27 protein-coding genes are annotated in these 25,798 nt (G+C 43.5%); 4 read left to right on the forward strand and 23 right to left on the reverse strand.

The features are described 5' to 3' along the window. Position 1: 1 nt before the first annotated feature. The 4 genes from DW159_RS04045 to DW159_RS04060 all read right to left on the reverse strand — a co-directional run bounded on the left by DW159_RS04045 (position 2) and on the right by DW159_RS04060 (position 3,179). On the reverse strand, positions 2-325 hold the full coding sequence (locus DW159_RS04045; RefSeq protein ID WP_015534869.1) for a hypothetical protein: 324 nt from the start codon (positions 323-325) through the stop codon (positions 2-4). Positions 326-349: 24 nt separating this feature from the next. After that, positions 350-1,777, reverse strand: coding sequence for a hypothetical protein (locus DW159_RS04050; protein ID WP_117549021.1), 1,428 nt, complete (start codon positions 1,775-1,777; stop codon positions 350-352). A gap of 47 nt (positions 1,778-1,824) precedes the next feature. Then, positions 1,825-2,670, reverse strand: coding sequence for a hypothetical protein (locus tag DW159_RS04055; protein ID WP_022216549.1), 846 nt, complete (start codon positions 2,668-2,670; stop codon positions 1,825-1,827). Between the two features lie 173 nt (positions 2,671-2,843). Continuing rightward, entirely contained in the window at positions 2,844-3,179 is a 336-nt protein-coding gene (locus tag DW159_RS04060) for a LysM peptidoglycan-binding domain-containing protein (protein ID WP_117549022.1), read from the reverse strand. Positions 3,180-3,393: 214 nt separating this feature from the next. On the opposite strand from DW159_RS04060, the gene DW159_RS04065 reads away from it, so the two are divergent. Next, positions 3,394-7,614: a 2-hydroxyacyl-CoA dehydratase gene (locus DW159_RS04065; protein WP_117549023.1), complete on the forward strand. Its 4,221-nt coding sequence runs from the start codon at positions 3,394-3,396 to the stop codon at positions 7,612-7,614. A gap of 87 nt (positions 7,615-7,701) precedes the next feature. Here the strand turns inward: DW159_RS04065 and DW159_RS04070 are convergent, their stop codons facing one another. The 3 genes from DW159_RS04070 to DW159_RS04080 form a co-directional block, all read right to left on the reverse strand. Continuing rightward, positions 7,702-8,985, reverse strand: a complete 1,284-nt coding sequence (locus DW159_RS04070) for a hypothetical protein (RefSeq protein WP_117549024.1) — start codon at positions 8,983-8,985, stop codon at positions 7,702-7,704. Continuing rightward, a complete protein-coding gene (locus tag DW159_RS04075) occupies positions 8,985-9,941 on the reverse strand; it encodes a hypothetical protein (protein WP_117549025.1) in 957 nt (318 codons plus the stop codon). The genes DW159_RS04070 and DW159_RS04075 overlap by 1 nt, the downstream gene beginning before the upstream one ends. Positions 9,942-10,027: 86 nt before the next feature. Beyond that, the gene (locus tag DW159_RS04080; protein WP_117549026.1) at positions 10,028-10,486 is read right to left on the reverse strand and encodes a hypothetical protein; all 459 of its coding nucleotides are present in this window, start codon (positions 10,484-10,486) and stop codon (positions 10,028-10,030) included. A 155-nt stretch (positions 10,487-10,641) separates the two neighbouring features. Between DW159_RS04080 and DW159_RS04085 the strand changes: the two genes are divergently transcribed. After that, entirely contained in the window at positions 10,642-10,848 is a 207-nt protein-coding gene (locus DW159_RS04085) for a helix-turn-helix domain-containing protein (protein ID WP_055144587.1), read from the forward strand. Here DW159_RS04085 and DW159_RS04090 read toward each other — a convergent pair. From DW159_RS04090 to DW159_RS04135, 10 genes are all read right to left on the reverse strand, one after another. Further along, positions 10,845-11,240 (reverse strand): hypothetical protein, encoded by a 396-nt coding sequence (locus tag DW159_RS04090; protein WP_055222548.1) that lies wholly within the window; start codon positions 11,238-11,240, stop codon positions 10,845-10,847. The two genes, DW159_RS04085 and DW159_RS04090, sit on opposite strands and share 4 nt — an antisense overlap. A gap of 337 nt (positions 11,241-11,577) precedes the next feature. Next, positions 11,578-12,462: a hypothetical protein gene (locus DW159_RS04095; RefSeq protein WP_117549027.1), complete on the reverse strand. Its 885-nt coding sequence runs from the start codon at positions 12,460-12,462 to the stop codon at positions 11,578-11,580. Between the two features lie 184 nt (positions 12,463-12,646). After that, a complete protein-coding gene (locus DW159_RS04100; protein WP_055222544.1) occupies positions 12,647-12,889 on the reverse strand; it encodes a hypothetical protein in 243 nt (80 codons plus the stop codon). 108 nt (positions 12,890-12,997) lie between these two features. Beyond that, a complete protein-coding gene (locus DW159_RS04105; RefSeq protein ID WP_055144596.1) occupies positions 12,998-13,393 on the reverse strand; it encodes a hypothetical protein in 396 nt (131 codons plus the stop codon). 161 nt (positions 13,394-13,554) lie between these two features. Next, complete coding sequence (locus DW159_RS04110) at positions 13,555-14,940, reverse strand: AAA family ATPase (RefSeq protein WP_117549028.1); 1,386 nt, start codon at positions 14,938-14,940, stop codon at positions 13,555-13,557. Positions 14,941-15,043: 103 nt separating this feature from the next. Beyond that, a complete protein-coding gene (locus DW159_RS04115; protein ID WP_117549029.1) occupies positions 15,044-15,322 on the reverse strand; it encodes a hypothetical protein in 279 nt (92 codons plus the stop codon). A 108-nt stretch (positions 15,323-15,430) separates the two neighbouring features. Continuing rightward, the gene (locus DW159_RS04120; RefSeq protein WP_117549030.1) at positions 15,431-15,823 is read right to left on the reverse strand and encodes a hypothetical protein; all 393 of its coding nucleotides are present in this window, start codon (positions 15,821-15,823) and stop codon (positions 15,431-15,433) included. 42 nt (positions 15,824-15,865) lie between these two features. Next, the gene (locus DW159_RS04125) at positions 15,866-16,453 is read right to left on the reverse strand and encodes a hypothetical protein (protein ID WP_117549031.1); all 588 of its coding nucleotides are present in this window, start codon (positions 16,451-16,453) and stop codon (positions 15,866-15,868) included. 29 nt (positions 16,454-16,482) lie between these two features. Next, the gene (locus DW159_RS04130; RefSeq protein ID WP_330410585.1) at positions 16,483-16,656 is read right to left on the reverse strand and encodes a hypothetical protein; all 174 of its coding nucleotides are present in this window, start codon (positions 16,654-16,656) and stop codon (positions 16,483-16,485) included. 16 nt (positions 16,657-16,672) lie between these two features. Further along, positions 16,673-17,674 carry an IS3 family transposase gene (locus DW159_RS04135; protein ID WP_117549032.1) on the reverse strand — a complete coding sequence of 334 codons (1,002 nt, stop codon included), beginning with the start codon at positions 17,672-17,674 and terminating at the stop codon, positions 16,673-16,675. 235 nt (positions 17,675-17,909) lie between these two features. Between DW159_RS04135 and DW159_RS04140 the strand changes: the two genes are divergently transcribed. Both DW159_RS04140 and DW159_RS04145 read left to right on the forward strand, forming a co-directional pair. Then, positions 17,910-18,383 (forward strand): RNA polymerase sigma factor, encoded by a 474-nt coding sequence (locus DW159_RS04140; protein WP_117549033.1) that lies wholly within the window; start codon positions 17,910-17,912, stop codon positions 18,381-18,383. A gap of 3 nt (positions 18,384-18,386) precedes the next feature. Then, complete coding sequence (locus DW159_RS04145; RefSeq protein WP_242992610.1) at positions 18,387-19,112, forward strand: hypothetical protein; 726 nt, start codon at positions 18,387-18,389, stop codon at positions 19,110-19,112. Between the two features lie 248 nt (positions 19,113-19,360). Here the strand turns inward: DW159_RS04145 and hisF are convergent, their stop codons facing one another. The 6 genes from hisF to DW159_RS04175 all read right to left on the reverse strand — a co-directional run bounded on the left by hisF (position 19,361) and on the right by DW159_RS04175 (position 25,711). After that, a complete protein-coding gene (gene hisF, locus DW159_RS04150) occupies positions 19,361-20,122 on the reverse strand; it encodes an imidazole glycerol phosphate synthase subunit HisF (protein WP_004851206.1) in 762 nt (253 codons plus the stop codon). A 3-nt stretch (positions 20,123-20,125) separates the two neighbouring features. Beyond that, the gene (gene hisH / locus DW159_RS04155) at positions 20,126-20,737 is read right to left on the reverse strand and encodes an imidazole glycerol phosphate synthase subunit HisH (RefSeq protein WP_117549448.1); all 612 of its coding nucleotides are present in this window, start codon (positions 20,735-20,737) and stop codon (positions 20,126-20,128) included. 79 nt (positions 20,738-20,816) lie between these two features. After that, complete coding sequence (locus DW159_RS04160) at positions 20,817-21,080, reverse strand: Txe/YoeB family addiction module toxin (RefSeq protein WP_022216562.1); 264 nt, start codon at positions 21,078-21,080, stop codon at positions 20,817-20,819. Then, positions 21,073-21,339, reverse strand: a complete 267-nt coding sequence (locus DW159_RS04165) for a type II toxin-antitoxin system Phd/YefM family antitoxin (protein WP_117549034.1) — start codon at positions 21,337-21,339, stop codon at positions 21,073-21,075. The genes DW159_RS04160 and DW159_RS04165 overlap by 8 nt, the downstream gene beginning before the upstream one ends. Before the next feature lie 130 nt (positions 21,340-21,469). Beyond that, positions 21,470-23,746: a DNA gyrase/topoisomerase IV subunit A gene (locus DW159_RS04170; protein ID WP_117549035.1), complete on the reverse strand. Its 2,277-nt coding sequence runs from the start codon at positions 23,744-23,746 to the stop codon at positions 21,470-21,472. Positions 23,747-23,809: 63 nt separating this feature from the next. After that, positions 23,810-25,711: a DNA gyrase/topoisomerase IV subunit B gene (locus DW159_RS04175; protein WP_055273466.1), complete on the reverse strand. Its 1,902-nt coding sequence runs from the start codon at positions 25,709-25,711 to the stop codon at positions 23,810-23,812. Between the last annotated feature and the right edge of the window lie 87 nt (positions 25,712-25,798).

The following is a 25,798-nucleotide window of genomic DNA, read 5'->3' on the forward strand; positions in this document are numbered from 1 at the left end:
GTCACGATGCAAAAAATCTCTCCACATCAACATCCCCGGTCTTCTTATATATATCATCTATTATATCCCTGACAAGCAGTACAGCCTGGAATCTGCTTGGAGCTGCACCGACAATATGTATAGCATCGCCCATGTCAGTGTAGATCTTCTGCCTGAGTTCATTCAACTCATATATCTCCAGAATCCCATCTCCAAACAACGGAAGTGTGATAACGAACACTCCAGGCACATATTTTACTCTGTGGAAGCGCCTTATTCCTCTGACCATCCTTATGATCTGCCGGTCCCGGGCTCCACCAACATAAAACTTATCATCAATGACCATATTCAATCACCTGTAATAAACAGTTTATTCTTCCATCATCTGCTTTATAACAATATAGTCCGCAAGAAGTTCACTCTTTTCCCTGCATCTCGAAAGAGATCCGTTTACATATTCCCTGATCTCATCAGTGGTGTTGAAGAAAACAGGTATGTTGGAGAGTATCTTTGCCATGATGGCTCTGTTGACTGTCATTGAGTTGGCTGCAAACAGATCTGCAAACTCATTTGTCAGCTTCTCCTTACATGCAGCTATATAATCAGTATCCACATTGAGTACGCCCATCACAGCTATATTGTCTATATCCACAAACATACTTCCCGAGAGAAGCTTATCCATGATCTCCAGATCTCTGTATGTATCCTGAAGCTCATTTGCGGCAATATCATCGGTGTAACCGGTTGAGATGTCGTACACAGCAGACTCAAGCATTACCTTATGCTCTCCTGCCAGCTCCTGTTCTCCGACGATATCGTCAAGGAGTGCATATACATCCTCAAGATGCTCTCCGTCGTCAGCGACAGCCTTCTCTATGACAGTCATCGCTTTCTTACAGCTCTCAGATACGCCTTTCTTTGAATCCAGCGCAAGCATCATAACATAGAGATCGTTTACAAGCTCTATGATGAGCATATATTCAGTCACAACCGAATTCAGGAATGCTGCACTTCTGTCCAGCACATCAGTGAGCTTTCTGTAACCATCGTAATCAAGAGCAGTGTAATCACCGGCCTTTAAGACCTCAAGCGCCTCATGTAGTTCAGGGTACTCTGTCTCAAATCCCTCTGGAAGTCTTATGAGAGCAGTATTCTCGATCATCTCAATAAACTGGTCAAGAGACTCCTTCTCCACTCCATTATATATATCAAGAGTTTCTCCCAGAATGTCATAGAATCTGTTCTTTGTCATACGTATCGGGAGCTGTCCTATGATGGACTGCAGTTTGGAGTTGATGGCAACCTTGTCCTGATCTGCGAACACAAATCTGTATATCTCTTCTGCAAAGTCACTGACGCCCGCCTCATCGAGCTCCTTAAGCTCCTTCTGTATCTCCTCGTCAACATTCTCCGGATAACTGTATTCTTTCCTGTTTAAAATATACTCATACATCTCAAATGCATCCGTGTATGATGTGAGCACCTTCATCTTGGCTGTTATGGTGTTCCTGACATCCGATATAAGCTTCATGTCAGCATCCTCGCACACCGTCTTATCTCCCACAACAAAGTCGCCTATCAGCTTGTCGATCACAGCCTGGCACTGAGCGATATATGGATCATCAGGGACATCCCCATCCATATGCATGTCCTTGAGTGTCAGGTAATTCAAGGTGAATTTGTGGCATGCATATTCATAATTTGCTTTCGATGCCACCCCTGCAAACAGTGCAAGATTCCTGTCCAGATCCTTCTTTCTCTGTATATCGGTTATAAGCTTCTTCTCTTCATTATACATAATAAACTTCCTCTTTTATCTTCTTTATAAATCTTTGATCATATATCCTAGTTGTGTGTATGAGTAAACAGATGATCCTGACAATACTCCTTGTTACCTGTACACTTTGAGCAGTACCTGAACTGCAGATCAGGATAATCTTTGTCCGTTCTTCCACACACAACGCATCTGTGTCCGATATTCTCCTGTTTTGCTGTCCGCACCTGCCTGTTATAATTCCGCCGCCTCTTCATCTGCTTTGGCGAAAACTTTCTGAAGTTCTTCGTGCTCAGATAGAATATCACAAAGCTCACAAGTGACATGGCTATGTTCACTCTTCCCATAAATGTCTCATTGATGAAGTAATACGCTATAATGACGATATACAGTATCGAGAGATACTTCATCTTGATCGGTATGATCATGGCGTATAACACGCTCATGTCAGGATAGCATACCGCTATAGCAAGGAATATGGACATCAATATATAATATGTCGATGCATATGCGAAATAACCAGTCGAGCTCGCGTAATCATACCTTATGATATAGGTACAGAATATGTGTGCAAGCATTATACCGATCATGGTAAACAGCATGGAGCTGAACATGTACAGATTATAAAGGAATGTTCCGATAGTACGTTCCAGCAGAGATCCCAGACTGTAGTAAAATATCAGCATGATTATCGTGAATATATCGACACCGAATACCGGTGGTGTGATTATCCATGTGAAAAGTCTCCACACCTGTCCATGCATTACCGCCGCCGGATCAAGTGTCAACATGAACAGTATCTTTGGCTGGAACATGAACAACAGATATCCTATACCGTAGCCTATGATGAGGTATAATGTGAGGTTTCGAATGGAGTATCTGCCAAACTTCTTCTCGATCTTACTTATTATATTCATAGAAAAACTCCTGTCATACTTTTTTAAACTACACCTTTTGAATTATATAATATAAAAAATGAGTTTACAACAGTAGAATAATTAAGTTTTTCTAACCTGGCGGATAACAGCAAAATAGCTGCCAGCTATAAACCGGCAGCCTGGACAGATATCATACAGCCATGTGCATCCATCTACTTCTGAAAGTCCACATACTTTATCTCCATGTCCGCGGCAATGGCCATCTTGTAAAGATCCGGATTGAATTTGAACAGATCATCCGGAGATACTCCGGTATTCTTAAGGACATCCTCAAATGTATCTCCATCCTGCACTGTATATATAAGAAAATCTTCCTCCATGATCACGGGAATACACACTTCATCCCCCGGCTGCATATTGTATACGTTGATGTACGGGTTTGCTGATATGATGTCGCTGAGCTTTACCTTGTATATCCTGGACAGCTTATACAGTGTGTCCCCTCTCTTCACTACATGGATAACTCCGTTACAGGTATCAAAATTCATAGCTTACCCCTGAAAGGCTTTTTTATAATATATTCACCTCCGATGATATAGTTACCTGCAAAAAACTTTTATTTTTACATTTTCTGGTAATGGTTAAGTTTTTATAAAGTCATTGTATTTTTTTAAACCCTACACTATAATAAAGTAGCTTTATCGGCAGAAATGTCGAAATCAAACACATTCAACACACAAAAGAAATTGGAAGGGTTGTTTTATGTACACATTAGGAATTGATATTGGATCAACAACAGTTAAGGTTGCTGTCCTTGATAAGGCGGGCAAGATACTTTTCTCCGATTACAAAAGACATTTTGCAAATATCAAAGAAACACTTAAAGATCTTGTACAGGAAGCAAAGGATGCCCTCGGCGAGAACGAGGTCAATCCATGTATAACCGGTTCAGGTGGACTGGCTCTCGCCCAGCTCATCGGTGTGCCATTTACACAGGAGGTAGTCTGTGTATCAGAGGCACTGCAGGACTATGCACCACAGACCGACGTTGCCATAGAGCTCGGCGGTGAGGATGCCAAGATCATATATTTTACAAACGGAATAGAGCAGCGTATGAATGGTGTCTGTGCCGGAGGTACAGGCTCATTTATCGACCAGATGGCTACACTTCTGCAGACCGATGCATCAGGTCTTAACGACTATGCAAAGGATTACGATACCATCTACCCTATCGCTGCAAGATGTGGTGTATTTGCCAAGACAGATATACAGCCACTCATCAACGAGGGAGCTACAAAGCCAAACCTGGCCGCTTCCATATTCCAGGCCGTTGTCAACCAGACTATATCCGGTCTTGCATGTGGTAAACCTATCAAGGGCAATGTTGCATTCCTGGGCGGTCCTCTTCACTTCCTCCCGGAGCTGAAGAATGCATTTATCAGAACTCTTAACCTGACAGGTGATGCCATCATAGATCCGGGACACTCACATCTGTTTGCAGCCGTAGGTGCCGCCATGAACTCCAAGCCTGAGGTATCCATGACACTTTCAGAGCTTATACATGCACTCTCACAGGAGCTCAACCTCTCCTCAGGTGTAGAGAGACTTGCGCCACTCTTTGAGAGCGATGAAGATTACGAGAAATTCAAGGCAGATCACAACAAGTACGCCGTAAAGCGCGGTGATCTCGCAACATATAAAGGAAACTGTTTCATCGGTGTCGATGCCGGTTCAACCACCACAAAGGTTGCACTTGTCGGTTCTGACGGTGAACTGCTCTACGACTTCTACAGCAGCAACAACGGAAGTCCACTTAACACCACCATCAGAGCTATAAAGGATATATACAGCAAGCTTCCTGAGGGCGCAGTGATCGCAGGCTCATGTTCTACTGGTTACGGTGAGGCTCTTATCAAGCAGGCTCTCTCTCTGGATTTCGGTGAGGTTGAGACAATAGCCCATTACACAGCCGCAGCATTCTTCGACCCTGAGGTCGACTGCATTCTTGATATCGGCGGTCAGGATATGAAGTGTATCAAGATCAAGAACGGCGTTGTAGATAACGTTATGCTGAACGAGGCCTGTTCATCAGGATGTGGATCATTCATAGAGACATTTGCGAAGTCACTGAACTATGACATAGCAGATTTTGCGCACATCGCCATCACAGCGAGAACACCTATAGACCTCGGTTCAAGATGTACCGTTTTCATGAATTCAAAGGTTAAGCAGGCGCAGAAGGAGGGCGCATCCGTGGCTGATATATCAGCCGGACTTGCATACTCTGTTATCAAGAACGCCCTGCTCAAGGTTATAAAGCTCACGGATCCTAAGGATCTCGGCAAAAACATCGTGGTTCAGGGTGGTACCTTCTACAACGATGCGGTTTTAAAGAGTTTTGAGGTCATATCAGGAAGAACAGCCATAAGACCTGACATCTCAGGTATCATGGGTGCTTTTGGTGCTGCCCTCATCGCTAGGAACAAGTACAAAGAGGGATTTGTCACGACTATGCTCCCTATCAAGGAGATAAGAAAGCTCACATATGAGAGCTCCATGACAAGATGTAAAGGATGTACAAACAACTGTCTCCTTACAATAAACAAATTCTCAAACGGCAAGAGGTTCATCACCGGAAACAGATGTGAGAAGGGTGTAGGTCTGAAGAAGAACGCAGACAACATCCCTAACCTCTTTGAATATAAGCTTGGAAGAATATTTGGCTATGAGTCACTTAAGCCTGAGGAGGCAAAGCGCGGCGTGATAGGTGTTCCACGTGTACTCAACATGTACGAAAACTATCCTTTCTGGCACACATTCCTCACAAAGCTTGGATTCTCAGTTGTACTGTCTCCAAAGTCATCGAGAAACATATACAGCCTGGGTATCGAATCCATACCTAGTGAGTCAGAGTGTTACCCTGCCAAGATCTCACACGGACACGTTATGTGGCTGCTGAAAAATGGAATCAAGTCCATCTTCTACCCATGTGTACCATATGAAATGAACGAGACTCCTGAGGCAAACAATCACTACAACTGTCCTATCGTTGCTTCTTATGCAGAGAACATCAAGAACAACATGGAGGAACTCAAGGCTGACGACATAACATTCATCAGACCATTTGTGGCCCTGGACAACGAGGAAGCTCTCGTAAAACGTATGTACCGTGAGATGTCCAAGTACTATGATGTGACAATGGACGAGATTGGAAGCGCCATACATGCGGCGTACGCAGAGGCAGAGAAAGTCAAGGAAGATGTACGTGCAAAAGGCGAAGAAACCCTCAGATACATTGATGAACATGACATGCTCGGCATAGTTCTGGCTGGTCGTCCATATCATCTGGACCCTGAGATCAACCATGGTCTCCCAGAGCTCATCAACTCATACAAGATTGCTGTATTTACCGAGGATTCAGTCGCACACCTTGGCAAGGTCGAGAGACCTCTTATTGTCTCCGACCAGTGGATGTACCACTCAAGACTGTACAAGGCAGCCAACTACGTCAAGACCTGTGACAACTTAGAGCTCATACAGCTCAACTCATTCGGCTGTGGTCTGGACGCTGTAACAACTGACTGTGTCAACGATATACTTACCAAGTCAGGCAAGATATACACTGTCCTCAAGATCGATGAGGTCAGCAACTTAGGTGCAGCAAGGATCAGAATCAGATCCCTCATAAGCGCGGTCAACTCAAGACATGAACAGCACTACAAGACATGTCCGTCAAGCAGTGCCATCAACAGAATAGAATTTACCAAGGAGATGAAGAAGGACTATACAGTTCTTGCACCTCAGATGTCTCCTATCCATTTCGATCTTCTTGCACCTGCATTCAAGTGCATGGGAATCAACATTGAGATCCTGCCGGATGCAACCAAGGAGACGATAGATGTTGGTCTGAAATATGTAAACAACGACGCATGCTACCCATCTCTTATCGTTGTAGGACAGATGATGAGCGCCATAACATCAGGAAAGTACGATGTAAACAAGCTTGCTGTCATCATGAGCCAGACAGGAGGCGGATGCCGTGCAACCAACTATGTTGGATTTATCAGACGTGCTCTCTCAAAGGCTGGTTACGGACAGATTCCTGTAATAGCGTTGTCAGCCCAAGGCTTTGAGAAGAACTCAGGCTTTAAGATAAGCTACAAGGTAGTAAAGCGTGCTATGCAGGCTCTGATATACGGTGATGTGTTCATGAGATGTCTGTACAGGACAAGACCTTATGAGAAGGAAAAGGGCTCGGCAAATGCACTCCACGAGAAGTGGAAGAAGATATGTCTGGAAAGTCTCACAAAGACCGGAAGCAATGCAGTTTTCAAGAAAAATATACAGGGAATCGTCCACGACTTCGACACTCTTCCACTCCTTGATATCAAAAAGCCTAGAGTAGGTATAGTCGGAGAAATCCTAGTAAAATTCCTGCCATCAGCCAACAACCATCTGGTTGACCTGCTCGAGGCAGAAGGTGCAGAGGCAGTTATGCCGGATCTTCTGGACTTCTTCATGTACTGCTTCTACAACAACAATTACAACTATGAGTTCCTCGGCAAGACCAAGAAGGGCGCCATAGTCAGCAACACTGTTATAAAGGTTCTGGAGTCTTTCAGAAAACCTGCTAGGGATGCACTTGAGAAGAGTAAGCGTTTCGAGGCCCAAGCTCATATTGAAAAACTTGCCGAGTATGCAAGGCCTATCGTATCCATAGGAAACCAGAATGGTGAGGGATGGTTCCTTACAGGCGAGATGATCGAGCTCATAAAGAGCGGTGCCCCTAACATCGTGTGCGCTCAGCCATTTGCATGTCTGCCTAACCATATCGTAGGCAAGGGTGTTATCAAGCATCTGCGTGAAGCATATCCTGAGGCAAACATCGTGGCAGTCGACTATGATCCTGGTGCATCCGAGGTCAACCAGGTCAACAGAATCAAGCTCATGCTTGCCGCTGCGAACAAGAATATGAATAAATAAAAGATAGTTATATAACGCTAAAGGCACATCACATACAGAATATTTCTGCATGTGATGTGCCTTTTTCACGTTATGAATTACCTAGGTTTAATTATATCTTTTCATGAACCGCTGCTTATCTTTGCTTAACTGTTCTGCACATGCGATCCTCTCATCACCGGTTATCCGGCTGTCAAACCAGTTGTCGTTGTCATCAGAAAACCATCCCGCAAAGTAATCCGAGCAGCCCTCAGGTATAACGCCATTCCGCTCCCTGAGTTCCTCATGTGCGTCGCTTACCACCTGTGTCTTCCAGATGTCCACAACTGACTGATATTCATCCGGATCGGTATCATCGATGGTCCTTATATCAAATATCGTGTCCGGCGCCAGACCGGGATCCATCTCTATAATTCCAAATCTACAATACTGGGCTCTGTTCTCCATGACCTTGAGGCTTCTGTCCGTATAATAATCCCTTCCCAGTATATACACACCACATCCGGTGGCGGGATCTACCTTGAGCGGAATACATATATCTGTTCTCTGCTCTGTGTTCAGGATGTCCAGAAGCTTTGTGCTCTCCTCCTCCAGCCTGTTCTCATCTCTCTGTGGCTCAACAACTGAACTGCCTAAAAAAGGATTATTCAGCCTCTTAGTCTGAAATAACTGTTCAACAAGATCAAGACTTTTATCCTTCTTTCTTGGAATAAGGTTCTCCATCTCTGAGACGTTATCCATACGGCCTGTATCCTCACCGCTTCTGATCTGTCTGAATCCCATGTCGTAGAATTTGGCGGCTATATCATACATTATTATGGAATACAGCATCTCGTATGTTATCATCTGTACAATGCCGGGGCTCTGGCAATCTTCGCACGGAAGGTCTATATCGGACTCATCCAGAGAAACAGGAACCACATCGTCATCTCGAAAACACTCTCTTACTGTTCTGTCAAATAACTCCTTGTCTTCACCGGCAGTCTTGAGCAAAGCTTTGAGTTTGTCTTTTGTCTTACGTTTTCCAGCCGCAAGCTCATCTTCCAGCCTGTCAAAACCCCTTCTGATGAGCTGTCTGTTTTTCACTCTGGCCATGGTCTTCCTGTTGCCATACACTACACCGGCTTTGTCTTTTTCCATGTTGATCTTCGGCATATTGAGCTTTATTCTGATATATCCCTCCATGAACCCAGGAATATCGATCTCTCCGCGGTCGTATCTCAACTGGAGTCTCCGGAGTTTTATGTAATTTCTTTTATCATCCCCAGCTTCCCGGGTATCGATGTCTTTCTCGTATTCATCCCTTATATATGTGAATATTGCAGACTTCTCTATTTTCTCATCAAAGTCTTTTTTGAGATTTTTGTAGTATTCCCTCTTAAAATCCTTCATCAGTCATCCGCCCCGCCTTCTGCGTGCTTCTTTGCCGCGTAGCTCACCATGCGCTGTGCCCTTTTCATGTAAATGTATGAGTCAGAAAATGCATCCTCAAATCCATATGACGATGCATTTATGCTGCACAGATAGATATTGAGCATCCTCTTTACTACATTTGCAAGATCGATATCCTGCGGAAGTTCATCGGAAAAATATATTTCCCTGAAGCGTCTGTATTTCGTGCAGAACACGTCAGGATTCTGGACATCACAAATCCCAATGAGCTCTGGCATCTCTTCCCCAGTTACCGATTCGCTCCAATCTTCCATTTCCTCTCTTATCTCCTCAGGAAGATCTTCTATTTCCTGATATGAACCGTTGATACGCTCCACATCTTTCTCATAGAGCTTATTTGCCCTGTCAAGCATCTCATCTGTTATCAGGCTTTTTATCTTCTCACCTGAAAGCAGCTCGTATAAAGAATCACAATATGCCAGAAGATTGGCACGCTGTACACCACCGCAGTAGAACTCGGTAAACACATCGTCATATCTCATCTCACCTGATCCAAGCTCCTCTGCCATCATGTATATCTGTTCAAATGTCGGCACCGGCAGTTCAACCAGCTCTTCATCACCCAGATAATCCTCCGTCAATATTACCTTTATTGCAAGATACATAAAATCGCTCAGATATTCCCGGAGCACATCCGGCATGTGCTCAGAAGTGACCGACCTGAAACCGTTTTCTCTCCACATGTTGTTGGCTGTTCCATACTCTTCTATACGATCTACATTCGCCGCTATGAAGCTATCTATACGTTCCTCGCTGACTACACCATTAACATCCGTAATCTCCGGCAAAAACGATCTGTTCCTGCCGCTCATCTCAGCTTCAATGTCGCGCAGCTTTTTCTCAAAGCTGTACTGACGGAAGCTCATATTTCTCATTTTATCTACCATATACCCCATAAATATTGCTCCTTGTATATTATTTATATTCATTTTCATACTTACATCTGTCCATGTCAAACATATTCTCTGTTTTTTCCGGTTAATTACTTACATACCTTATCGTCATTCTCCATTTCAGTATGTCGATTTAAATACCTTCCATTCCGGATGTTCCTGATCACCATGTCCGCAGCAACGCTGCTGAGTGTTATCTTAGTAACACCTTCCGACGTGGTATATCTTCCCATGCCTATCTTTTTACCTTTTTTCGTTACGACGCAGTCATACTTTCCTCTTGAACCTTCCTTACTCATCAGATATTTGTCTGACACAAGCCCCATCACAATGGAATATGTATTTAACATATCCTCCTGTATCACCTCTGCCAGGTCATATATATCAATACACTCTCTTACCTTGAATACAAGTCTGTTGAGAGTGCACCCATACTTAAAATCCATCCTGTCAACATGCCCGGCAGCGTAATAAATTATGTCCGTAATTATACGGAAACGTTCCTTTTCCAACTGTTCCAGCCCAGGCTGGTCTGTATTTTTACCCATCATATTCCTCCTCTATGTCACAAATGTCTGCAGATCAATTATATTTCTTTATTATTTCTTCCCTCCTATATCACTGCTTGCGTTTTATAGTCAACTTATTGAGCATATTAATTGTATGAAATGTGATAGTTTTAACAGTAATGGAGGTTTTTCATATGATTTCTTATAGACCCTTTTACGAAACACTATACAAAAAGAACATCACTGAATATGCTCTCATATTTAAGCACGGCATACCGGCCAATACCATTCACAGAATGAAACATGGTGAAGCCATAACTACAAAGACTCTCGATGTTCTCTGTAACATTCTCGACTGTCCGGTATCCGATATAATTGAATTTGTCAAATCTGACAGCTAGATAAATTCCTTTTCCACATCTATGTACTCGCCTCTGGCAATCATTTGTACATATCTAAGCAATTCTTTCTTTGTCTCCCTGGCTTTCTGCAGCCTGCAGATCAGCTTTTTGATTTCCTCGTCATCAAGAAGATTGTTTGGATATCGACACAGATTGATAAAAATATCATCCTCGGTTGATGAATATATCATCGGCATCCCATCGCCATTCACCTTCATTTTCACAACAACTGCCAGATTCTGCATGTCCAGCTCATTATTTTTCAGGTCTCCCATATAGTCGCAAAAATAATTAAATGCAACATAATAGTCATCATTCTCTATCTTGAGAGTTGAGATATAATTCTGTTTCTCCGCATATAAATTGCTTCTTATTAACTTGAATTTCTTCATAAACATTGCCTCCTTTTCTTATACTGGTATGTCTCAAGCTTCTATATCATAATATCAGCCGTTTATTTTTCTTCCGTTTTTTTTACATAAAAATACCCTCTTTATCGGTTGACCGGTAAAGAGGGTAAATATCTCAATATTTATGATAGCGTTTTTAGGTGTTATTGGTGTTACTATGTTCTATGGCACGACATTAGGAGTTTGTCGGAAGTATGGGCTGCTTATATCAGACGGTACACTTTCTATAGTTGGTTTGCTCTTTAATTTTGGTATCTGTGTGTTATCAAAATAAAACCCAGTCCATAATCTAAATTACAAACTGGGTTTTTAATAATTATTACTTTCTGGCACCACAGACACTGCATTCCTGATGTGTAATGGCATCGTGATGTCTTGTACCGACCTGTACTTTCTTTGTACCAACCCATACTTCACCGTCTGTGATGCTAAAAGCACATCTTCCTGCTGGGTCTGGGTCTGGACAATTTGGAAAGCAGCTTACACAATGCTGACCACACCATCTTGCTTTTGCACAAGGGTCAAGTAAATCATCGGCAAGAGTTCCATCAGGCCACATAGAATGCCACTCATACACATCCTGCTCCTCGTAAATTGGCTCATCCCACTCATCCTTATCCTTAATTGTCGTCCATGTATGCTGGTGAGCCACTACTAAACGAAGTGTCTCTACTTTATTGTTTGAATATCTGACTGTGATCTTTACTGTACCCTTCTTCTTAGTGGTAACAGTAAAGGATTTCTTGTTCTTTGCAAGCTTTACTGTCGCAAGCTTTGTATTAGAGCTCTTCACATACTTGAGCTTTATGTTGGTGTTTATTACACGCTTTTTAGACGGACTCATTGTAAATTTCGTAGTTCTGACTACGTTACATACTATACGTCTCTTGTCCTTTGTGATCACCGTAAACTTTGTTTTTCCGTTACGGATTCCTGACACAACCACCTTGCGTGATGATGCTTTTCTCATCTTCACTGCACTCTGGCTTCCAAAGCTTATCTTTGCAATATCAGCCGGCATGGTGATAGTCTTTCTCTCTCTTCCTGCCAGATAGCACGTCATAGTCTTGGTCGACTTATACGCTGTGCTCTTACTGGTTGTTGCAGCATTTGCCGAAACATTAGGTATCAGTGATAATGCCATCACACATACCATAATCAAAGTTACAATTCTGGTTATAAAACCTGTCTCACTCTTTTTCATATTACATTCCCTCCTTCGTATAATGCACCGTATTTACGGTATCCCTCACACTAAAATAATTGATGTGCTATATGGATATGCAATACACACACTTATTTTCTTATTATACAGTACAAGCTACATCATAGTCAATATGTTGAGTATTTACATTGCATACATTTTCATAACTAATATTGGAACTATTTTAAATATCCATAGTCCAGATTTTTATTTTCATTTCAAAGAAGTCTACTATATCACCCCCATTACTCAGATTCCATCCGGACTTTATATACTCATCCGTCCACTCAATTACTATATCTGCCATCTCGTCCAACGGAATATTTGGCAATGGCCTGAGACATTCACCTACTCCGTACATCCTGGCAAGACATATTGCAATTTTCACCCAGTTTTTTTCGTACATTTTAATCTCTGTATCATCCATACTCTTTTACACCTCCGCAATATTCCTCTAACTCTCAAGCTCATATACGAAGTATAATCTTCCAACATAGATATTCCGTATAAAAACGGAGATTTTTGCCAGGCAATGCTATTTTCTTTTATTTTTCACTTTATCATCCGGCTGTATGAATTTTAGCTTATCAGGGGTGCGGTAGCTGAAATGTACCGTGTACATATCTCCCTTTTCTGCCTGCAGATTTATTGTCTGCAGATCTTCAACGACATACTTTTTGCCATCATAGGTATATTCCAATGTGAGTTTCTGGCTGTATCCACCCATCATATCGTCATTTGTCACCTCTGTCACGGTTGCGACAGCTTCAGAGTGGATACGCCGGTTCTGAATATACATTCTCACAAAAAATATTACTACAATTACCAATGCTGTGATCTTCATAATCTTCCACAGCATTACCAGCTTCTCGCGGCCAAATGCATACATGACAATAAAACAAAAAAGAAACGCTTCTAAACAATACAGCATATATTTTTACCTCCTGCAATCAAATACCTAACCTGTAAACAAATCATATCACCAGTTATATTTCTTCCGTTTTTTCAACGGCAGGCAAACGACCAGACAAAAAAGAACCACAATGCATAATTTGCATTGCAGTTCTCCCGCTGATATCTGATTATATTTATCTAAGCAATAGTGTACTCCGTCCTGTTACAGTCCTCAAAAAGCTCATCATCAAGCTTTCTCTGTAGCTGTGAGCGGATAAATCGCACTCCCATTCTGTTTTCGGCCGCCTGCTTTGCCAGCTTGTGCTTTGCATTAGCTGACATCTTCAGCCGCACCCCGTAATAGTCCGCAATCTTATCGACCGGACTGATCCCTTTGGCATTTAAGATGGCGTAGAAATCATCCTCTGTCATCTCATTTAGCTGCACTATAGTGCCTATACGACCGGCGACCTCGCTTCTGACATTTGCGTACTGCACCAGATCTTCCTGAGTGAATGTACTCCTGTATCCGTCAAATGACTCGTCAGACGATACTGCACCAAAACCTATAGCCCTGCTCTTATTCACAGCCACATCCTTCGCTCTGACCATGGAATCGAAGGAACCCAGGAACACAAAACTTACATTTGATGTATCTATATCAAGAGCTGGTTCACTGTTCGACGGATTGCCATCAAAATGAACCATGTCCCCCTCCAGGACCTTCAGCAGTTCATTCTGGACTATGTAACTGTAATGCCTGTCGTCCGCATCCTCGAACATCTTGTCAGCCTCATCAAGGACAATGATAAGGTGGCCCATTTTATCCTGAGGCACCACATCGAACAGATTTCTGACTTTTGTATTGCCCTTCCAGCCCGTGCCCGTCAGAGAGGTGGCATTGTGGATCACTATGTTCGGATATAGCTTTGCGAGCTGCCTGAATATCTCTGTCTTGCCACAGCCGGTAGGGCCTGCAAAGAGTACATTCTGCCTCCTGCCATTCACATGGTTCCAGAGGAGCATGGCAGCGGCGCGCTTTGCCTCCTTCTGGCCGTACACATTCCGATCAAGGTACTTGTATATCCTGGCAGGTGAACTCAATATATGACTCACCTGTCCGGATGCTTCTGACGGAATCTCATCTTCATAAAGGATATCCTCCTCTATTTCCTCAGTCTCACCATCAGTCCTCCTGTCGTGATGATTTCCGAATATTATATCACTTACCCGCTCACTCACATCTGAGTCACACGGAATGCTCTCCTGGTCAGTCCTGCTGTATGCACACATAAGCGTAGCTGAAATGTCCTCCACATCCTCGTCCCGGATGTTCAGGTTTTCCAGAGCTGTGAGCAGCAATTCTCCGACCGTTTTGCTGGTTTTGTGCTGCCAAACCCTGTTCAATTCTTCAACCTTATCAAGCTCCTCATAATACTCTTCATCCGTCATAGAGTCATAGACCCCAGCCTTTGCCCTTTTGGTGAAGTCGACCGCAGGATTGGTTATGCTCCTGTTTCTGAATCCTCTTCCTGCCGCCTTGATAAGTTCTGCATAAAGTCCTTTCATATTTGTTATATCCATGTGTAAACTCCTTTCTTTCTCCGAAGTGTATGCAAATGTTTTGTTTTCATGATTAGAGTATACACACGATATTTTTATGTCTCGTAAATTCTACGATCGTTTCTCATCTGCCACAGCTCAAGCTTCTCTCCGTCGGCACACTTTTTCCTGTATAGAAATGATTCTGTTCGTATCTGAAGTAATATTTTTTATTCTCCTCAGTGTCATTTATGATTTCCATATCCTGATATCCGGGTCTTGTAATATGCCTAGGTTTTAACTGACTCACCTTGAGTCCCCTGCGGGCCAGGCAGTCAACAAGATATGTCGCATATCTCGTATCATATGCATGATAATGCTCAAGTCTCTGTGGCTTTCTACTATATGTAACCGCTATATACAAACACTCTTCGTAGGTATTCCTTCAAATTAACTACATTTGCCATGATTATCTTATGTTCTTTCTACTGCTGCTTCCATTACTGTACTGATAATAAAATTCTGTCTCTGTCTAATACAGAGAATCGGGACCGTATGTTCTCTCCATTCTGTACAACATATCCGTCTTCTCCATCGCCTTCCTGATGTAGATAACCGCATCTGCCATGTCATATGCATTGCCATATATTGATATGTTGTGCTTACATAGATACATATCAAGAGCCCCTTCGACCCCCTTTGTCATGATGTACAGATAGCTATACGGCACCTCGTCTGAATAGAGAAGCGCCATAAACTCCCTGAACCGTGCGCAGAATGTCTCCGCATCCGCCACATGTTCGTGAAGATATTTCCACGGCTCAAGATCATGGAAAAATGGCTTCTCCTTCAATGGGATACCGCATCCTTCCATAAAGAATTCATATTCTTCTTCATCTCCACCTATACCATAATCACAGTCCATAATATCAGCAGGAGATTCATTTGAACTCCGAACATCCCCGCTCTAAGCCTCAAGCTGCTCAAATGCGACTTCCATCCTTCTTTTCATGTCCGGTGTCATCCATGTGTCCTCTGTGCTGTCACTTAGCCAGTAATACACCTCAATGCCCCACGAGATGACTCCTGAATCCGACAGAAAACCATCACACTCATATTCCATGAGCAGATTATCCTTGTCCTGCCCAGAATTGAAATTCCTGCATCCTGCAAGTATTGTGTTAAATGACTCATCGGGAAGCGTCTCAATCTTATTCTCCAGCCAATCAAGCTTGAGCAGAGACATGCGGACAGCCAGGTACAAATACAGTCTCATATATCTGCAAAAGCTCTTCTGCCCGGGCAGAGCTTTCTCATCAACTATCCTGCCAAACCAGAGCATGTTTTTGCCAGCATATATATCCATCAGATCTAAAAACTCACCTATGAAGGCCTGCGTTTTAGACTCACTGAACTTTCCGTTCTCATCTGTTACATATGGGACGATCGAGTGAGACCTCCCGCTTATGATCTTTTCAAATTCGTCCATGAGATCATGGTATTTTTTCTTATTTTCGCTGACCTCATTGAGTCTTTGTCTCTCAAACCAATCCACGATCATTCCTCCTTATCACCCGTCCTAACTTACAGACTCCTATGTTTTTTCTTCATAACCGAGTGAAATGCAGGAATGAGCTGTCCCTTTTTATCAGGCAGATTCGTCTCCATATCCTTGCCGTAACACTGGAAATAGTATTTGTAAGCATCCAGTTCCGAAAGCCTTGGAAGCATCGGTATGGAATTCTTTGTCCAGAACACAATGCAGTCAACCACCTCAGGTGAGAGGTCTATCCTGCTTATATCTCACCTCATAAGGAGGCTTGTTATTGTTGTAAGTATGTGGCCGCGTCGTATTGTAGTAATTCTCCACAAAATCATCTACTGCATCGTACAGCTCGCTCTCATTACCATAGCTTTTTCGGTTGATCAGCTCGCTCTTTAACGTGCTGAAATACCTTTCCATGGGTGCATTGCTGTAGGGATGCCCCGGAGGGCTCATACTCTGACGGATACCTCTCTCTAGACAATATGTCGTGAATTCCTCCGATGTAAATTCATTTCCCTGATCAGAGTGAAGGATCAGCCTCCGTGGATCTATTTCTTTATCTGTGGACAGAGCCTTTTTCAAAGTCTTTATAGCAAGTTTCGAGGTCATTTCAGTGCCACACAGAGACGCTACAATACTCCTGTCATACAGATCCATAATGGCACAGTTGAACCGTATACTTCCATTTTCAAGTGCGATGAATGTAAAATCTATGCTCCACTTCTCATTTACCCGGCCCGCCTTGAAATTACCCTTTAAAATATCCGGGCAAATGTGAAAAGGCATGCGCTTTTCATACGGAGGATGTCTGGCACCAACCACCGAACACAATCCAAGTTCCTGGTTCATATACTTTCTCGTTGTCTCAAGGCTGATATTATAACCCCTCTGAAGCAGATAGTAATGCATTTTTCTGTATCCGTCGGTGCCATTATGCTCTTCATATATAGAACGGATCTCATCTAAGATCTGATCTTTCTGTGCCTTGCACCCATCTCTTTTACTGTGCAGGTAATTATAGTACACACTTGGCGACAGCCCAAACTCGTTCAAAAGCCAGCGCACGCCAAACCTGCCACTATACTTTTCTATGAATTCGTATATTGCTTCCCTACTCTCGCCATCCAGATCTTCTGACCTCAGCCGTGTAAAAGAAATCTTCTTATCGGTCTCAGCAAGCTTCTGCAATAGACCGCTCAGATACGGATCTTTCCTTTTCGCCATGCTCATACGCAGTCCTCCTTTTTTGTAAAATCAATATCTCATGTCAGGTCTTATTGTACATCTGATACATTTTTGTCCCGTACAAATTACGAAGCAATTTTCAATATTGATTTTTGGGATAGAAATTTTCGTATCCATGTGCTATTTTGATACTTTGATTTGTTTTATATATGAGAACTCAATTGAGAAGGAACAAGATTCCTGATTCTCTCATACATACAAACCACGGAGGTGATGATACTTGAAGCAGCAGCAACTGCTTGAACTATATGACAATTACTCGGACAATGCATTCCGTCTGGCCATGAGTTTTCTTGGCAATATAGTGGATTCCGAAGACATTGTCCAGAATGTATATACCAAGCTTATAGAAAAAAGTCCTCACATATCAAAGGGATGTGAGAAGTCCTATATTCTCACCATGACCGCAAATATGTGCAGAAACCATTTGAAATCAGCGGCAAACAGACTGAACAGCAGCTACGATGAGCTGGGCAGCGATGACATCGCCAGCGGATTCAATATAGAGGAACAGTCAATGCTCACCGCCATAAGCAGGCTGCCTGATACATACCGAACAACTCTATATCTGCACTATTATGAGGGGTATTCATTCAAGGAGATAGCTAAGATGCTTCATCTGTCAGTCTCAGCGGTCTCCATGCGGATATCCCGCGGAAGGGATCAGCTAAAAGAATTTCTAAAGGAGGAATAGATCATGAATAATAAAGATATAACCGATTTATACAAAGCTACCATGGACAATGTGACCATGCCCCAGGATGACAAAGACGATCTCAGGGCAAAGCTTGCCGAACAGGCTCAAACCGGCAGATCTGGTCACAGACTCGCCCGCGTCGGCAAATATGCCGCCATCGCCGCTGCCGTGTGCGCAGTTCTTCTGTGCATCCCGGCGACAAGAACAACCGTCTCAGCAGCCATAGACTACATAAAGCAGACCTTCCACCTGGCAAATGGTACCGAGGTGACATACGAGAAAAACAGTGAGGGAAACTCCATACAGTTCACCATATCTACAGATGATGTCAACGGTTACACGAAAGTTGAAAACGGCCGTCTCTACCTTGTTCTCGGAGATACCAAGGAAGATATCACCGACAAATGCGGTCCTGACAAATATTTCCGTCATGAGATCAAGAATGCGGACGGCTCACACAGCGTCATTCTCATCGGAGGTACACCTGATAGCTGCGGCTGGTGCGAGCTCTTCTTCGACAAGAATGGAAAATATGTATTTAACAACATGAACGTTGAAGACTACAACGACCCATGGCTTAATGACGCCCTGCATGCCGAGGGTGTTGACACCGGCAATCCTTATCTGGATGACACAACAACTGAGGATTCTTCTGACAGCGTATATAGTGTAGGCCAGTCTGTAGATGACAACGCCTCAGGAAATGCTACTTATATTGAGCAGTAATAAGTTTAAATTGTCTACTCTAAGCTAATTTCACTCTTCAGGGGACCTCCCCTGAAGAGTTTTTTATTTAAATAAGGACACAAAATTATCGCCAATTTGACGTTAAAATAAAAAAAGATACAATTTATTTTGAAATTGTATCTTTTTTAAGATTTGAGACAAAAAGCCGATAATTATGTATCCTTTTTTATGAAAATCATGTTCCTAGAGAAAATCTTCCAAGCTAAATACACTAAAGGAATTTCTCTCTACAGTCTCATAGGAATTCCCTTGTCCTGAAGGTATCTCTTCAGATCTCCTATCTCAAGTTCTTTATAGTGGAACAGAGATGCCGCAAGTGCTGCATCTGCACCGCCCTCTGTCAGGGCATCGTAGAAATGATCCTTTGTTCCCGCACCGCCGGAAGCTATGACTGGAATATTCACATTGTCTGCTATGGTTCTGGTGAGTTCTATGTCATATCCCGCCTTTGTTCCATCGCAGTCCATGCTGGTAAGTAATATCTCTCCTGCGCCAAGTTCTGCGGCCTTCATAGCCCACTCAACTGCATCTATTCCACAGTCGATTCTGCCGCCGTGCTTGTATATGTTCCAGCCTGAACCATCATCACGTCTCTTGGCATCTATTGCTAAGACTACGCACTGGCTGCCAAACTTGTCAGCGGCATCAGCTATAAGCGTCGGATTGTCTATGGCTGCCGAGTTCACGGATATCTTGTCTGCACCCTCACGGAGTATTGCCTTAAAGTCATCGACAGTTCTTATTCCGCCGCCGACTGTGAACGGAATGAAGATAGTCTCAGCAACTCTTCTTACCATGTCGACAACTATATTTCTCTGGTCTGATGAAGCTGTTATGTCAAGGAAAACAAGCTCATCAGCGCCCGCCTTGTCATACGCTGCACCGACGGCAACCGGATCCCCGGCATCTATAAGATTTACGAAATTTACGCCCTTTACAACTCGTCCGTTCTTCACATCAAGACAAGGTATTATTCTCTTTGTATGCATGTCCTACACCTCCAGCTCTATAAAATTCTTCAGTATCTTAAGTCCAACCTCTGAGCTCTTCTCAGGATGGAACTGACATGCAAATACATTGCCGTGCTCCACAGATGCATGAATCTGTGTTGAATAGAATGTGGACGCTGCCACATCCTCAGGATTCTTTGCCTTCAGATAATATGAATGAACAAAATAAACATATGGATTCTCAGGAAGCCCCTTAAAAAGTCTTGCCTTTGGATTTATCTCAAGGTTGTTCCATCCAATCTGTGGTATCTTAAGTCCCGGTGCATCCGGTATGCGGAGTATCTCACCATCAAGGATTCCAAGTCCTGTTGCCTCCGGCGACTCCTCGCTGGTCTTGAACAGAAGCTGAAGTCCAAGACATATCCCAAGAAACGGCTTGCCTGCATCCACAACATCATAGATGACATTCTCAAGGCCGTACTCCCTGATCTTTCCCATAGCGTCCCCAAAGCTTCCAACTCCAGGTAAGATAACCTTGTCACTCGCCATGATCACATCTCTGTCCCTTGTGATGACAGCCTCCTCGCCGAGATACTGGACTGCCTTCTCAACACTCTTTATGTTACCTGCGTCATAATCCAAAATTGAAATCATCTGTTTTGTCCTTTCATATCGAGTCTTTTCCATTATTGTACTCTTTCTTAATGTTGTCATAAGCCATATCTCACTTAGTCTATCTGTCACTATAATGATATTTGCAAGCAAGAATATATACATTAGTATCGTCAATCTTGTATATTATTCTGTCTTTATCATTTATTCGTCTACTCCAGAAGCCAGTCAGATTTCCAGTTAATGGTTCGGGTTTCCCAATGCCTTCATTTCCATTTCTGCATATATCTTCTATCAGACTATTTATTTTCTTTAGTGTCTTTCTATCCTCCGTCTGCCAATAGACATAGTCTTTCCATCCATTATCAGTAAAGACTTTATTCATCGGCAGATACCTCCGTCAGATCATGAACAGCAAAATTTCCTTTCTCAAGCTGGGTCTTTGACTCCATAAGCCAGTCATAGTTTGCTTTGTTTCCCATCACATATACATTTTCCATCAGATTGTTATATGCCTCTTCTGAAAGCATAACAACATTTTTATTATCCTTACGGGTTACAATCATGGTTTCATAATCATCTGTAACTTTATCCATATACTTTTTCATATTGTCGCGTAAGTTTGTATAATTAACAGCTAACATAAGAACACCTCCTCAAATTCATGTACAGTTTTCTGTACTTACATTGTACTGTACAGAAAACTGTACGTCAAGTACCTGTATTATCTTATGCCTATGTTATAATAGATATTCTGCTCTTGCATGTAATTCTTTAGAACCTCAGCTTGCTTCCCTTGCCGCCGCGCTTGCCCGGCTTAACTCTGGTAAAGATTATCTCGTTATCTCCAACCTTGAAGGTATCCTTTGTGCTTCCCACAAATACCGACTCAAGGACATCGTCACCCTCTAAGTTGATGAGCTTGACTCCCGCTGCGCCCTTGCCCTTCTCAGGAATCTCCGCTGCGTCAACTCTTATGTAATAGCCCTTCTCTGACTGTGCGATTATGAAGTCGCCCTCGGAGATTTTGCCGATATATATGATATCATCACCGACTTTTGAAGCATTTGCAGCACGCCTTGTGGTGTCAAATGCGGAGCCGTCAACAACCTTGGCAAGCCCCTGCTTACTGACGAACAGCAACTTGTCAGTCACAAAATGCTCTATGCAGTCCATGAACAGGATATTCTCGTCACCATTCATGTTGCAGAACTCGAACACCTGGATTCCCTTGTCGGCAAGACGTCCTATGAGGCTTCCTCCGCCCTTCTTGCTGGTGTTCTTCTTCGCCTGAAGCTTAATGATGTCTGCAACCTTGATCGTATACACCTGATTATTGTCAGCAAATACCGCTATCCTGTCAAGATTCTGACACTTAACCGCAAATCTGTAATCCTTCGTGATCTGGTCGATGTTCTTCTCGTATACATTTGCATCTACAACCTTGATGTAATAGAATCTGTCGAGAAGTACAGCCACATCTGTAGCCACGACCTCAGCCTTCTTCACAACAACAGTTCCATAGTTATGAATCTGAGTCCTTCTAGGTATGGCATACTTTGCCTTGATCTCAAGCATGTCATCTATCATCTGCTGCTTCATGGCATCCCTGGACTCCATAAGCCTTGTGTACTTCTTGATGAGCTTCTCAGCGTCTGCCAGCTCTTTCTTTAAGGCATTGATCTCCAGACCAATGAGCTTTTGAAGTCTCATGGCAAGTATCGCATCCGCCTGCTTCTCTGTGAAGCACAGGAACTTTGCGTCCGCCTCTGAGCCCTTGAATCTGAACTTGATATTCGATGTATCGCCGTGCATGAGACACGCCTTTGCATCTGCAACCTTTGTACTTCCGCGGAGTATCTCTATGATCAGGTCTATGCAGTCAACCGCTGTGAGAAGTCCCATCTTGATCTCCCTGATCTCCTCCTGCTGTGCCAGAAGCTTTCTATACTTCGTGTCATACAGACCGTACTTGAAATCTGTGTATACCTTCAGTATCTTCTTGAGTCCCATGACCTCCGGCTTGCCGTTGTTTATACAGTTGATATTCACGCCAAATGTATCCTCAAGGGCTGCCTTCTTATATAATATATTGATGATGTTCTGTATCTCCTCGTCAGAAGTTCCCTTCTTCACATCTATACACAGGCATTCACCGTTCTTGTCTCCTCTGTCCGCGATATCCACGACCGCTGGAAGCTCTCTGTTTCTGACAAGCTCTGCGACAGTATCAAGGAACTTGGCAGTGCCTCCGATCATTGTATATGGAAGCTCTGTGACACAGATACTCTTTCTTCCGTATCCGATATCCCTGACCTCTACCTTACCGCGCACCTTGATCTTGCCAAGTCCTGTGGCATACACATTATACAACTCCTCAGGTGTTGCATTGATGATTCCACCTGTGGCAAAATCTGGTCCCGGCATGAGCGCAAGCAGATCCTCAAGCTGTATCTCAGGATCATTCAGATATGCAACTGTGGCATCTATGACCTCACCGAGATTGTGTGTAGGAATATTTGTCGCCATACCTACTGCTATACCGGTTGAACCGCTCACCAGGATATTTGGCACCTGGAAAGGCAGGAAAGTCGGCTCTGTCTCCGTTCCGTCAAAGTTTGGTATGAACTGATCCTTGAAGAACGGAAGATCCTTCATGCACACATCCTCTGTGTACTTAGATATACGCGCCTCAGTGTATCGCATGGCAGCCGCACCGGAACCGTCCACCGCGCCAAAGTTGCCGTGTGGGTCAACAAGTGGTATCGGCAGTTTCCAGTTCTGTGCCATATTTACAAGTCCTTCATATATGGAACTATCTCCGTGTGGATGATATTTACCCATTGTATCTCCGACTATTCTCGCACATTTTCTGTGTGGCTTGTCGGAGCCTGCAAGACCATCCAGTGAGTAAAGTATCCTTCTCTGGACAGGCTTTAATCCATCCCTTACATCCGGGAGCGCTCTCTCTGTTATAACCGACATGGAATAATCCACATAGGACTGTCCCATCTCGCTCTCATAATCTACATTTAATATCTTTTCCGACATGATCTATCCCTTTCATCATACAAACTGTGAAAACGCGCTGCTAAGCATTCCCAAATATCACTTTTATATATCTAGCACCGCATCCGCACTGTGTGTCTCTATGTACTCTCTTCTAGGCGCAACCTCAGTTCCCATGAGCGTCTGTGTGAGCTGATTTGCCTCAACACGGCTGTTCACTGATACCTGCTTTAAAAGTCTTGTCTCAGGGTTCATGGTCGTCTCATAGAGCTGGTCTGCATCCATCTCACCGAGTCCCTTGTATCTCTGGATCGTGAACTTGTTCGTGTGTGTCTTTCTGTACTTTGCAAGCTCATCATCTGAGTACAGATATTTGATGTTCTTGCCCTCGCCAACTCTGTAGAGAGGCGGAATAGCTATGTATATATGTCCCTCGCTGATAAGGTCAGGGTAAAATCTATAGAAGAATGTAAGCAGAAGTGTCGCTATGTGGGCACCATCCACATCGGCATCAGTCATGATGATTATCTTGTCGTAATTCAGCTTGCTTATATCGAAATCATTGCCGTATCCCTGCATGAAGCCACAGCCAAATGCATTGATGAGTGCTTTGATCTCGGCATTCTCAAGCACCTTTGCAACAGGCTTCTTCTCCACGTTGAGTATCTTACCTCTAAGTGGAAGTATTGCCTGATACTTTCTGTTTCTCGCGGTCTTGGCTGAGCCTCCCGCCGAATCTCCCTCGACTATGAATATCTCGCATTTAGACGAATCTGAGGACTCCTGCTTTGCAAGCTTGCCATTTCCCTCAAATGAAAACTTGTTTATATTGATCTTGGACTTCTCAAGCGCCTTTCTCTTGGAGAGAGCCACCGCCCTGTCCACTATATCCTTCAGCACATCATAATTTCTGTCAAAATAAACTGTGAGCTGTTCCTTCACGATATCGTCGACGGCCTTTGACACGTCCGTGTTGGAAAGCTTTGTCTTAGTCTGTCCCTCGAACTGAGGATCCGGATGCTTCACGGATATGATAGCCTGCATGCCAGATCTTATATCTGCACCTGTCAGATTGGAATCCTTCTCTTTCAGAGTTCCAAGCTCATTTCTCGCATAATTATTGATAAGCTTGGCAAATGCCGACTTGAATCCTGTCACATGGGTTCCACCTTCAGGATTCGTGATATTGTTGGTAAATCCTATGATATTCTCCTCGCCGTCCTCCGTCATCAGAAATACTATATCTGCGGCGATTCCGTCCTTCTCCCCCGATATGGCGACAACCGGTGATGTATGTGTGAGTCCCTGGGATATATCCTCAACAAATGCTGCAAGTCCCCCTGGCTGATGGAACACTATAGGCTCCTCGCCATCCCTCTTGTTCTGGAATGTGATCGTAAGATTCGGATTCAAATATGCTGTCTCTTTAATCCTCTGCTTGATGGCGTCCGCCTTGAACTTTACTGTCTCAAATATTGTATCATCAGGATAGAGTGTTACCGTCGTACCTGTTCTCTTTTCCTTGAGTTTTGTCTTTGGAAGCATACCATCAACAAGTTCAGTTGTCGGTATTCCCTTCTCGTATGTATCGTGATAGAGGTAGCCATCCCTGGCAACATCTACTATAAGCTTGTTAGACAGTGCATTTACAACTGCAGAACCTACTCCGTGAAGTCCGCCGCTTATCTTGTAGGTGGAGCTGTTAAACTTGCCACCTGCATGCAACACTGTGTATACAACACGCTCCGCAGGAATTCCCTCCTGCTCATGTATATCGACAGGAACGCCTCGTCCATCGTCAGACACGGTTGCCGAGCCATCCTCGTTGATGCTCACCCATATATTGTTGCAATACCCCGCCAGATGCTCATCCACCGAGTTGTCTATAAGCTCCTGTATGAGGTGGTTCAGTCCGCTTCGCCCTGTGTTGCCGATGTACATTCCCGGTCTCAGTCTTACCGGCTCAAGTCCCTTTAACACCTCAATGTTTTTTGCACTATATGACATAATCTTCTCCCATTTTATAAATATATTTGCAGATGCCAGAATCCAACAGAAAAAGGAAACCCTTAGAATTATAGCCTAAAAGTTTCC

The organism is Coprococcus sp. AM14-16 (genome assembly GCF_003434675.1).
Taxonomy (GTDB): Bacteria; Bacillota; Clostridia; order Lachnospirales; family Lachnospiraceae; genus Coprococcus; species Coprococcus aceti.